General features: G+C 32.5%; 11 protein-coding genes, 1 tRNA gene and 1 pseudogene. 8 read left to right on the top strand and 5 right to left on the bottom strand.

Annotated features, from left to right (window positions below):
* The first annotated feature begins 106 nt into the window (after nt 1–106).
* A pseudogene (locus tag P8H50_RS04340) lies at nt 107–1,379 on the top strand (acetyl-CoA hydrolase/transferase C-terminal domain-containing protein).
* Here the strand turns inward: P8H50_RS04340 and P8H50_RS04345 are convergent.
* The 4 genes from P8H50_RS04345 to P8H50_RS04360 form a co-directional block, all read right to left on the bottom strand.
* Nucleotides 1,376–1,777 (bottom strand): BT0820 family HAD-type phosphatase, encoded by a 402-nt coding sequence (locus P8H50_RS04345; protein WP_300205979.1) that lies wholly within the window; start codon nt 1,775–1,777, stop codon nt 1,376–1,378. The pseudogene P8H50_RS04340 and the gene P8H50_RS04345 sit on opposite strands and share 4 nt — an antisense overlap.
* Nucleotides 1,778–1,846: 69 nt before the next feature.
* A complete protein-coding gene (gene gpmI / locus P8H50_RS04350) occupies nt 1,847–3,364 on the bottom strand; it encodes a 2,3-bisphosphoglycerate-independent phosphoglycerate mutase (protein ID WP_300205981.1) in 1,518 nt (505 codons plus the stop codon).
* A gap of 82 nt (nt 3,365–3,446) precedes the next feature.
* A complete protein-coding gene (locus P8H50_RS04355) occupies nt 3,447–4,214 on the bottom strand; it encodes a M48 family metalloprotease (protein ID WP_300205983.1) in 768 nt (255 codons plus the stop codon).
* 29 nt (nt 4,215–4,243) lie between these two features.
* Entirely contained in the window at nt 4,244–4,972 is a 729-nt protein-coding gene (locus tag P8H50_RS04360) for a M15 family metallopeptidase (protein WP_300205985.1), read from the bottom strand.
* Between the two features lie 74 nt (nt 4,973–5,046).
* Here P8H50_RS04360 and P8H50_RS04365 point away from each other — a divergent pair, with 74 nt between their 5' ends.
* On the top strand, nt 5,047–5,472 hold the full coding sequence (locus P8H50_RS04365) for a GNAT family N-acetyltransferase (RefSeq protein ID WP_300205987.1): 426 nt from the start codon (nt 5,047–5,049) through the stop codon (nt 5,470–5,472).
* 48 nt (nt 5,473–5,520) lie between these two features.
* Nucleotides 5,521–5,593, top strand: a tRNA-Gly gene (locus P8H50_RS04370).
* A gap of 31 nt (nt 5,594–5,624) precedes the next feature.
* On the opposite strand, the gene pepE is transcribed toward P8H50_RS04370, so the two are convergent.
* Nucleotides 5,625–6,332, bottom strand: coding sequence for a dipeptidase PepE (pepE, locus tag P8H50_RS04375; protein ID WP_300205989.1), 708 nt, complete (start codon nt 6,330–6,332; stop codon nt 5,625–5,627).
* Nucleotides 6,333–6,447: 115 nt separating this feature from the next.
* Between pepE and P8H50_RS04380 the strand changes: the two genes are divergently transcribed.
* The 5 genes from P8H50_RS04380 to P8H50_RS04400 form a co-directional block, all read left to right on the top strand.
* Nucleotides 6,448–7,251 carry a carboxypeptidase-like regulatory domain-containing protein gene (locus P8H50_RS04380; protein ID WP_300205991.1) on the top strand — a complete coding sequence of 268 codons (804 nt, stop codon included), beginning with the start codon at nt 6,448–6,450 and terminating at the stop codon, nt 7,249–7,251.
* Nucleotides 7,235–7,999, top strand: coding sequence for a hypothetical protein (locus P8H50_RS04385; RefSeq protein WP_300205993.1), 765 nt, complete (start codon nt 7,235–7,237; stop codon nt 7,997–7,999). Before P8H50_RS04380 ends, P8H50_RS04385 begins: the two co-directional genes overlap by 17 nt.
* A gap of 62 nt (nt 8,000–8,061) precedes the next feature.
* On the top strand, nt 8,062–8,562 hold the full coding sequence (locus P8H50_RS04390) for a DUF6702 family protein (RefSeq protein WP_300205995.1): 501 nt from the start codon (nt 8,062–8,064) through the stop codon (nt 8,560–8,562).
* 67 nt (nt 8,563–8,629) lie between these two features.
* A complete protein-coding gene (locus P8H50_RS04395; RefSeq protein ID WP_300205997.1) occupies nt 8,630–10,930 on the top strand; it encodes a M1 family metallopeptidase in 2,301 nt (766 codons plus the stop codon).
* Between the two features lie 157 nt (nt 10,931–11,087).
* Nucleotides 11,088–11,887 (top strand): sodium/proton-translocating pyrophosphatase (locus tag P8H50_RS04400; protein ID WP_300205999.1); only part of this gene is annotated, 800 nt, incomplete at its 3' end.

The raw sequence follows: 11,887 nt of genomic DNA on the forward strand, positions 1-11,887 counted from the left end.
AGGGCAAATATACTTAAAATAAACTGCTTTTTTCTTCTAATATTATGACTTTTGGCAGGTTTTTAAAATGTTTTAGGTTGTATTTTTGTATTCTAAAATTAAAGATATGTTTTCACCAGTTAGTGCAGAAGAAGCAGTTAAAGTTATAAAATCTAATAATCGTGTTTATATTCAGGCAGCAGCAGCAGCTCCACAAGCTTTAATTCATGCCATGACGAATAGGCACGAAGAGTTAAAACACGTTGAAATATGCCAATTACATACCGAAGGTGAAGCACCATATGCTAATCCAGAATTCCGAAATAGTTTTCATGTTAATTCTTTTTTTATTGGAAAAAATGTTAGACACACTTTAAAGGCTGGAAATGGATCTTACACACCAGTTTTTTTTAAGTGAGTTACCTTTACTTTTTAAACGCAATATTATTGATTTAGATGTTGCTTTAATTCATGTTTCTGTTCCAGATAAACATGGTTATTGTTCTTTAGGTGTTTCTATTGAAGCTACTTTGGCAGCAATAGAAAATGCGACTACTGTTATAGCGCAAGTAAATACCTTTATGCCGCGTACTCATGGAGCTGGTATTATTCATGTTTCAGAGATTGATTTGTTTGTAGAGTCTAATGAAGAGTTGCCTGCGCATACTATTTCTGAACCTTCAGTTATTGAAAGTAAAATAGGAAACTTTGTGGCAGATTTAATAGAAGATAGAAGCACATTACAAATGGGAATTGGAAGTATTCCTAACGTGGTTTTAACAAGACTTAGTAATCATAAAGATTTAGGTTTGCACACCGAAATGTTTTCGGATGGTGTAATAGATTTAATTTTAAAAGATGTTATTAATGGTAATTATAAAGGTATCAATAGAGGTCGAGCATTAACAACATTTTTAATGGGCTCTAAACGTTTGTATGATTATGTTGATGATAATCCTTTTATAGAAATGAGAGCTTCAAATTATACCAATGATGTTTCAATAATTAGGCAAAACCCAAAAATGGTAGCTATAAATTCTGCTATAGAAGTAGATGTTACTGGTCAAGTTTGCGCAGATTCTATTGGAGCACATATGTATTCTGGAGTAGGAGGACAAATGGATTTTATTAGAGGTGCATCTTTAAGTGAAGGTGGAAAAGCAATAATAGCGTTGCCATCTATAACAAAATCCGGAATTAGCAGAATTGTACCAACATTAAAACCTGGAGCTGGTGTTGTTACTACGCGCTCTCATATTCATTATATTGTTACAGAATATGGAGTAGCCAACCTTTATGGAAAAACTATAAAACAACGTGTAAAAGAGTTAGTAGGTATTGCTCATCCAGACCATAGAGAAGAAATTGATAAAGCCTATTTTAAAATGACTACTAGTTAAAAGTTAAACCAGTTTTTTTTCTTTTTTTGGTTGGGTTGAGGTGTCTCGTTTGTTAGCATTTGGTATATTTCTCCCCAACCAAGTATACCACCAATATTTCTGTCGTCTATAAATAAATCGGCATGAATTTTTCGACTTACATTATCTACCGTATTTTCTTCAGGAAAACTTCTGTTTACAGCATAAAATTCTACACCATTGTTTTTACAAAATGCAACTGCTTCGTCTAATTTTTTACCATGCCTGTAGGTCCATAAAATTAATCGATGACCATCTGCTTGCAAACGTTTTAAAGTGTCGAAGGCAAAAAGACGTTCTTCACCAATACCAGGATAACCATCTTCTACGATAGTGCCATCGAAATCTACAGCAATAATAAGTCCTTTGGAAATATTCATTTAATTAAGATAGGTTACAAAAATACAATTTTTTCATATTTCAAAAATCACTTGAACAGACGACTCATTTTAAATCAACGATTCCTGAGTCATAACTATAGGCTTTTCTATGCCAATAAGCTTTAATATTGTAGGTGCTAAGTCTCCTAAAACACCATTTTTAATCTGTTTTAAATCTTTATCAATTAGAATAATTGGAACAGGATTAGTAGTGTGTGCTGTGTTTGGCGAACCATCTGGATTTATCATAGTTTCGCAATTGCCATGGTCTGCGATAAGTAGAGTAGTATAGCCATTTTCTATGGCTGTAGTCACCACTTTTTCTACACAAGTATCGACAGCTTCGCAGGCTTTTATTGCTGCTGGCATTGAGCCTGTGTGTCCTACCATATCTCCATTTGCAAAATTTAAACACACAAAATCTACATCTCCTTTTTTTAACTCTGGAACTAGAGCATCTGTTAGTTCAAAAGCACTCATTTCTGGTTTTAAATCGTAAGTAGCTACTTTTGGAGAGTTTTTTAATATACGAGATTCGCCTTTAAAAGGTGTTTCTCTTCCTCCTGAAAAGAAAAAAGTAACATGAGGATATTTTTCTGTTTCAGCAATTCTAATTTGAGTTTTGTTGTTTTTCTCTAATACTTCACCAAGTGTTTCGGTTATGTTATCTTTATTAAATACAACGTGTAAACCTTTAAAGTTTTCATCGTAATTGGTCATTGTCACGTAATATAAATCCAACTTTTTCATACCAAACTCAGGAAAATCTTGTTGGCTTAAAGCATTGGTTAATTGGCGACCTCTATCTGTTCTAAAATTAAAAAAGATAACAACATCGTCTTCTTTTATTGTGGCAAGCGGAAGACCTTCAGAATTTGTTTTAATTATAGGTTTAATAAATTCGTCTGTAGTAGCATTATTATAATTTTTTTGGATACTTTCTAAAAGATTTTGAGATTGCTCGCCTTCACCATTTACTAGTGCATTGTAGGCTAACTGAACACGTTCCCAACGATTATCTCGATCCATTGCATAATAGCGTCCAGTTACTGAAGCTATTTTGGTATGTTTTTTTTTGTTGAAATTTTCTAAATCTTCAATAAATGTTTTTCCAGAATGAGGATCGACATCGCGACCATCTGTAAAGGCATGAACATAACATTTTTCTATACCAAAAGCTTCTGCAGCTTCAATAAGGCCTTTTAAATGGTTTGTGTGAGAATGAACACCACCATCACTCACTAAGCCTAAAAAATGAATGGGTTTATTATTTTTTTTTGCGTATTGAAATGCGTTTTCAAGAACTGGCTCTTGAGCAAGCGACTTGTTTTCTACAGCTAAATTTATCTTCGCTAAATCTTGGTAAACTATACGTCCAGCGCCTAAATTCATGTGGCCAACCTCACTATTTCCCATTTGGCCTTCTGGTAAGCCTACATGTAAACCATCTGTTCTTAGTTGTGCATGAGCATATTTTGTATATAAACTGTCAATAAAAGGCGTATTAGCATTGTCTATGGCAGATACTTTTGGGTTTGGGCTTTTTCCCCAACCATCAAGTATCATTAGGATGACTTTTTTGTTCATTGGTATTGAATTTAATAAAACAAATATAATAACAAAAGCCCTGTATTTACAGGACTTTATAATATATTTAAGCGAAAACGATTTAGTTTCGTCTGTAGCGTTCTATCGCTTCTCTAATATTTTCTATTCTATTTTCTGGATCTGGATGTGAGCTTGCAAATTCTGGCTGACGGTTTGGTCCAGCGGCTGCTTTTAATATTTCCATAACACCAATCATTTCTTCAGGATCATATCCAGCACGCATCATAAAGCGAACACCAAGTTCATCACTTTCTAGTTCGTCTCCACGACCATTTTTAAGTAAGGTTCCATTTCCTATTTGGCTCACTATTCCTCCCATGTCTGCACCTACAGAGCCTGCTGTGGTTAAACCTTGCCACATTTTACTGCTAGCAATACGCTCTGCAGAGTGTTTGCCTAATACGTGGCCAATTTCATGACCTAAAACACCTGCGAGTTGATCTTCATTCTTTAGTTTAGAAAATAAGGCATACGTAATACATATTTGTCCTCCTGGAAGCGCAAATGCGTTTATTGTATTTTGGTCTGCTAGAAGGTGAAAATCGTATTTATAAGGTGTGTCTTTAGCAATACTATTATTTACTAGTTTATTTCCAATATTATCTACAAGTGCTTGGTATTGCTCGTTTGGATACAAACCTCCATGTTGTTGTGCCATTTGGTTAATACTTGCTAGACCCATTTGTATTTCTTCATCTGGAGACATAGATATAGACTGTACTTTGCCTGTGTATGGGTTAGTTTCTCGTTGCATAAAATGCTTGATTAAAAAAAATGCTGCAATGGCTACACCAATTAATAATCGTCCTTTAAGGCCTCCTTTTTTCATGTTTTTAATGTGTTAATTAGTTTATAAAGTTACAAAAGTTCAGGATTTATATCTAAAATATTTTCTTTTGTATAGTCTGTAATAAATGCATTAGTAAAATGTTCGCTTCCTATTAAATCATTTGATTTTAGAATTTGTTTTATAGCTATTTGCCTATATGCTTTTAAATATAGAGATGATAATGGTTTGTAGCTATAATGCCAAGGCTCGTATTTAAAACCTTTTCTATTTGGTAAATCTGTATACACTAAATAAAAACCGTACTTTTTTGCATTGGTATCCATCCATTCTTTAAGCTTACAATAGGCGCCATTATTGTGAAAATTGTTTTCTAATAATTTACCATTTGGCTGTTTTACATTAGTTTGGTAAATGTCTATATCTGTTCCCCAATGATGGCGAGAAGTTCCTGGAATTGTAGAGTATTCTATAATTTTTTTGATGTTTTCTGTTGGCGAAAGTCCTAGCGCTTCATTACTTGTAAACTTGCGTTCCCAAATGCGTTTTTGGTGTGCAAAGCCTCTGTAGCTAGATACTGCACCAATTTTAATATCGCTTTTTAGCGCTTCGGTTTGCATTTTCTTGAAAGCAATATAGGCTTCTTCTCTTAATTTAAAGCCTTCACCATAGAGTTTAGGTTTTCCTTTGCCTATTAATTCATCATCAGAAATTGAAGTTTGAGATAATACAAGTTGTGGTATAATTGTTATTACTAAAGCTATTAATATTGTGATTTTAAGAAGTGTTTTTCTGTTCATTTAATATTTGTGTTTTCAGCTTTATATTATTTGATGTCTTTTAAATTTAACTAAATTTACTAAAAAATATTGCAATGAATTTAAGCTTTAAAATTATTGATAAAAAAAATATTAATAGCATTATTCCGTTAATTCAAAAATTAACAAATAATGCAAATTCTAGCGACTTGTTAATTGAACGTTTTGCTGTAATGGTAAATGAAAACTACGAATGTGCTGGTGTTTTTGATGATAATAAACTAATTGGTGTTTGTGGCATGTGGTTTCAAACCAGACATTATTGTGGGAAATCTATGGAAGTTGACCATGTATATATTGAGAAGGTGTACCAAAGTAAAGGTATAGGCAAACAATTTTTTAAGTGGCTGTACAATTATGCTCTATCTAAAGGCTGTACTACTTCAGAATTAAATACTTACGTTCAAAATTATCCTTCTCATAAATTTTACTACAATGAAGGTTTTGAAATTTTTGGATATCATTTTTATAAAACGTTATAATTTTCTTGTTTTAAATATAATAGTTTGTATATATTTGCCATCGGAAATGCGAGAGTAGCTCAGTTGGTAGAGCGTCAGCCTTCCAAGCTGAATGTCGCCAGTTCGAACCTGGTCTCTCGCTCAAAAAGCTTCATCACAACGATGAAGCTTTTTTATTTTAATGCATTTAGAAACGTATTTGTTTCAATTTCGTAGGCTTTTTTTTCGTATTCGAATATTCTTGCGTTTAAATTTCCTTTTAAAATAATATCGTTTCCTTTTACTTTAATATAACTGCCTTCTCTTAGTCCAATAACAGGTTGTGTATTAAATTTATGAAACTCTTTTATACGCGTCTCTCTCGTTTCTCCCATATGTTTGCTTCCTTTTATTGGGTCTAAGTAATGCGGATTAATATTAAAAGGCACAAAGCCTAAAGTTTTAAAACTTGGTGGATAAACAATAGGCATATCGTTAGTAGTATTCATGGTTAAGCCACAAATATTGCTTCCAGCACTAGTTCCTAAATAAGGAATACCATTATTTACAGCTTCTTTTAGCGCATTTAGGCAGCCATTTTTATAGAGTTGGCTCACCAAAACAAAGGTGTTTCCGCCTCCTACATATATACCTTTAGCTTGTTTTACAGCTTCGGTTGCATTAGTAAATTCATGTATTCCTTTTATAGTTTTGCCAATGGTTTTAAAAGGAATTTTTATTTTCTGGGTATAGTCTTCATGAGAAATTCCGCTTGGTCTTGCATATGGTAAAAAGAGAATCTCATTAGTGTTTTTAAAATGGTTTTTTAGTTCATTTAAAAGGTACTCTAATGGTTCTCCACCATAAACAGTAGAAGTGCTGGCAATAATTATACTTTTCATTGTATTGAATTTGTTGTAAATTTATATAAACTATGTTTTAACAAAAGTTTAGAACTCCATTAAATTTTAATTAAGATAAAAAAAACGTTATTTACATTACTAAATCTACCATAAAATGAAACATTTCTTTCTTGTTTGTGCTTTTTTTGCCTCTTTCTCATTCTATGCTCAAGACGACTCTCGTGTTGAAGTTAAAGGAAAAATAATTGTAGATGTCGAAGATTTGGAAAATATTACTATTTACAACACGTCTTCTAATAAAGGAGCAGTAACAGATTCTATTGGGAATTTTAAAATTAAGGTCACTTTAAACGATGAAATAAGAATTTCATCTGTGCAATTAATTCCTTTCACAACAAAAATTACAGATGCAGTTATAGATACCAAAGTTTTAAAAATATATTTAAAAGAATACATAAACACTCTAGATGAAGTAGTGTTATTACCATATGATTTAACAGGTGATTTGGCTACAGACGCCTTAGGTGCTAAGGTTTCAGATCCTATAGTTTTTAACTTTGAAAGTTTCGAAAATTTCGAAATGCCAGACGATTACCATTCAAAAGTAGATAATATTGCAATGGGATCGCAAAACGATCGTATTAGATATCAAGCAAATGGAATGGCAATAGTAGGACTATTAACGAATTGGATTTTTAAGAAAAAAAAGAATAAAAAAAAGGATGTAGATACAAGATTAATAACACCAATCTCTAGAGTTTCAGAGGCATTTGAGCCTTCATATTTTATAGAAAATTATAATATTCCAGAAGCTAAAGTTCAAGCTTTTATAGGCTTTCTTGAACAAAATCAATTTAATGATACCTTGTTAGAGCCAAAAAACGAGTTAAAATTAATTGAGTATCTACATACGCAAAGTAAAGCTTTTTTAGCAATAGAAAATGGAGTTAAAAAGTAAACTGTTTTATATTTTAATCTTTACTTTTGGAGCAAGTTTTTCTCAAAATATTACATTAGAAGGTGTTGTTGAAGGTGAAGAAGGTATAGAGAATATTCACGTAATAAACACTTCTCAGAAAAAATATACAATAACAAATGTTAAAGGTGCTTTTAAAATTGAAGCAAAACAGAGCGATACCATTTTACTTACATCAATACAATATAAGCCACTTACACATATTGTTACAATAGAAAATATTAATACTAAAACACTCTCCCTTTTTTTAGAAGTGCAAGTAAACGAACTCCCAGAAGCAGTAATAGGGTTTACACTTACAGGTGACTTAACTAAAGATGTTTTGAGTTCAGAAGCTAAAAGACCAATAGATTTTTACGATGTTGGTATTCCTGGTTACAAAGGTAAACTTAAAACTAAAAGTCAAAGATTACTTAGCGAAGCAACATCTGGTGGAGGATTTATTCCCTTAAACCCAATTTTGAATGGAATTTCTGGTCGTACAAAAGCACTTAAAAACAGAGTTAAATTAGAAGCTAATACCAAAATGATGAATGCCTTAAAAAATAGACTTTCTGAGGCTTTTTTTAAAGAAAACGAATTAAACGAAGATTTAAGAACAGAGTTTTTTTATTTCTGCGCAGAAGATGCTACATTCAAAGAGCGTTGTGAAACAAGCGATTTAGAAGCATTAAAATTTATGAAAGAAAAATACATTAAATACAAAGAAAATTTAGCCGAAAAAGAATAAATAGCAGCTTTTTGGAATGCTTTTTGACTTGTTTCTGTAAGTTTGTAATAGAAAATTAAACCATGAAAATTATTAAATCACTCTTAATATTAGCAATCATTACATCAATAGCTTTCGTAAGTGCACATAAATATTATGTTAGTATTACAAAAATTGAATATGTAAGTGAGAAGCAATCTGTACAAATTATTACACGTATTTTTATAGACGATCTCGAAAAACTCCTGAAAGAGCGATTTGATAATTCCATAGTTTTAAATTCAAACACTAACGAAGACCAAATAGATAATTATATAGAGAAGTATTTGTATTCTAGAATAGTAATTTTAATAAATGGGAAAGAGTCTACTTTAAATTTTATAGGTAAAGAATACGACGATGACGTAGTACAATGTTATATTGAAATCGAAAATGTAGCCTCTATTAAATCTTTCGAAATCGAAAACAAAGTACTTTTTGATTTGTTTAGTGATCAAAAAAATATAGTACGCACTAAAATTAATGGCAAAAACAAATCCTTTATTTTAATACCAGAAAACGATAAAGGAATGTTAAACTTCTAAAAAAAAAAGAGGTTTAAATCTTAAAAATTGTTAAATTCAGCCTTTATTCTGAAAAACAACAATTTATATGAACAACTTAAAGTACTTCGTGCTATCTGCACTTTTTGTTACTGTTGGTGTATTCGCACAACAAGACCAAGAAAAAAAAGAGCCTCAACAAGGCCATAAAAACGAAAATAAATTCAAGCAACTTTACGAGGAGTTTTCTACGCCTAATATGTATCGTGCTGCATCTGGAGCTCCAGGTTCTGCATATTACCAGCAACAGGCAGATTACAAAATGGATTTAGTACTTGATGATGTTAATGCAAAATTATCTGGTTTCGAAACTATTACCTACACGAACAATTCACCAGATGTACTGAGTTATCTTTGGGTGCAATTAGACCAAAACATGCGTGCAAGAGATTCTAAAACACCTTTAATTGAAGGTAGTGGAGTAAGTCCAGTAGCACAAATCGGATCTTATGCTAATGATTACATGGGAGAAGGTTTCGATGGTGGTTTTAATATTGAAGAAGTAAAAGATACTAACGGAAAGCCTTTACAACACATGATTAATCGCACCATGATGCGAGTAGAAATGCCAATGCCTTTAGCATCTGGTGAGCAATTTTCATTTTCAATAAAATGGTGGTACAACATTAACGACCATGTTAATGGAAGAGGACGTTCAGGTTACGAATATTTTAAAGAAGACGATAATAGAGCTTACGTTATTGCTCAATTCTATCCTAGAATGGCAGTTTATAATGATGTAGAAGGATGGCAAAATTCACAATTTTGGGGACGCGATGAATTTGCATTACCATTTGGGGATTTTGACGTAAATATTACTGTGCCTGCAGACCATATTTTAGATGGAACAGGAGTTCTTACAAACAGAAAAGAAGTCTACTCAAAAACAATGATGAAGCGCTATGAAGAAGCTAAAAAATCGTTTAAAGAGCCTGTAGTAATAGTAACTCAAGATGAGGTAATAGCTGCAGAAAAAACAAAATCTACAAAAACAAAAACTTGGAAATTAAGTGCTAAAAACGTTCGTGATTTTGGATTTGCAACGTCTAGACGTTTTATTTTAGATATGATGGCTGTAGATATTAACGGTTCTACTAAAATGGCTGTTTCAATGTATCCAAAAGAAGGAAACCCATTATGGGAGCAATGGTCAACTAAAGCCGTTGCAAGTACCTTAAAATCATACTCACGTATGACTTTCGATTATCCTTACCACAAAGCCATTTCTGTTCATGCTAAAAATCAAGGTATGGAATATCCAATGATTTGCTGGAACTATGGTCGTCCAGATGCAGAAGGTAAATATAGTGATCGTACTAAATTTGGGATGATGTCTGTAATTATTCATGAAGTAGGACACAATTTTTTCCCAATGATTGTGAATAGTGATGAACGTCAATGGACATGGATGGACGAAGGTTTAAATACATTTGTACAATATGTGGCAGAGCAAGATTTTGGTAAATGGTATCCAGATGCATTATCACCAGGACAATCTGCTTATCCATCACGTCGTGGTCCTGCAGCAAATATTACACGTTACATGGGAGGAGATCAAAATTACATTGCTCCAATTATGACTAAAGGTTTAAATACATACCAATTTGGTAATAATGCTTATGGAAAGCCTGGAACTGCATTAAATATTCTTCGTGAAACTGTAATGGGAGAAGAGTTATTTGATTATGCTTTTAGAGAGTATTCTAAACGTTGGATGTTTAAACACCCAACACCCGAAGATTTTTTCCGTACAATGGAAGATGCTTCTGCAGTTGATTTAGATTGGTTCTGGAGAGGATGGTTTTACACAACAGATTATGTAGATATTGGAGTTAAAGAGGTTAAAAAATTCTATGTCAGTACAAAGCCAAACAAAATTGGTGCAAACATGGCTAAACGTTATGGAATAGACGAAAAAGATTTAGTCTATTTTGTAGAAGAAGGAAGCGATGAATACACTGAAGGCATGACAAGTGAGAATGTTTCAGAAAAGTCAACGTCATTAAAAGAATATTTAATGGATAATTTTTCAGCTGCAGAACGTGCAACAATGAAAGAGCCTAAATATTTTTATAGTGTAACATTTAATAAACCAGGAGGCTTAGTAATGCCAATAATTGTTGAATATACATATGCAGACGGAACCAGTAAAACAGAAACGTATCCAGCTCAAATTTGGAGACTTAACGATAAAGAAGTAAGTAAAGCTATAGCTTCAGCTAAAGAGATTGTAAGTATAACTGTAGATCCTAAATTAGAAACAGCAGATGTAGATACATCAAACAACTCTTGGCCAAGAGAAGTTAAACAAGGAGAGTTTGATGAATTCAAAAATAAAGTTAAAAACTAAGCATTAGTTTTAAAAATCTAAAAAAAGCCTATTCAATTGAATAGGCTTTTTTTTATGCAGAAGCCTCCTGTTTTTTTGAGGATTAAAACATTTTTTACTTAACATTGAATTTATTACATTTGCGCACAATAAAAACTAATCAAAATTAAAAACTAATATGGATAAAATGATGATTTACTTGCCACTAGCATTGGCAGTATTAGGCCTAATCTACATGGCAATTAAGCAAAAGTGGGTAATGAAGCAAGACGCAGGAGATGGAAAGATGAAAGAAATTTCAGATCATATCTACGAAGGTGCTTTAGCATTCTTAAATGCTGAATATAGATTACTTGCAATTTTTGTGGTTGTAGTAAGCGTTTTATTAGCAGTTGTTTCTTTTGTTGTGCCAACTACACACATTCTTATAGTAGTTGCATTTATATTTGGAGCTATATTTTCTGCATTTGCAGGAAACATAGGAATGAAAATAGCAACAAAAACAAATGTAAGAACAACACAAGCAGCGCGTACTAGTTTACCAAAAGCATTAAGTATTTCTTTTGGAGGTGGAACAGTAATGGGACTTGGTGTTGCTGGTTTAGCTGTATTAGGTTTAACCTTATTTTTTATTGCATTCTTTCAGTTTTTTATGGGAGGTGTTTGGACAAATACCATGGATATGACTATCGTTCTTGAAACCTTAGCTGGTTTCTCTTTAGGAGCAGAATCTATTGCATTGTTTGCTCGTGTTGGTGGAGGAATCTACACTAAAGCTGCAGATGTAGGTGCTGACTTAGTTGGTAAAGTTGAAGCAGGAATTCCTGAAGATGATCCAAGAAACCCTGCTACAATTGCAGATAATGTTGGAGATAATGTTGGAGATGTTGCTGGTATGGGAGCTGATTTATTTGGTTCTTATGTAGCTACGGTTCTAGCTGCAATGGTATTAGGTAACTATGTAATTAAAGACATGGG

The organism is Lacinutrix sp. (assembly GCF_029238095.1).
Classification (GTDB): Bacteria; Bacteroidota; Bacteroidia; order Flavobacteriales; family Flavobacteriaceae; genus Lacinutrix.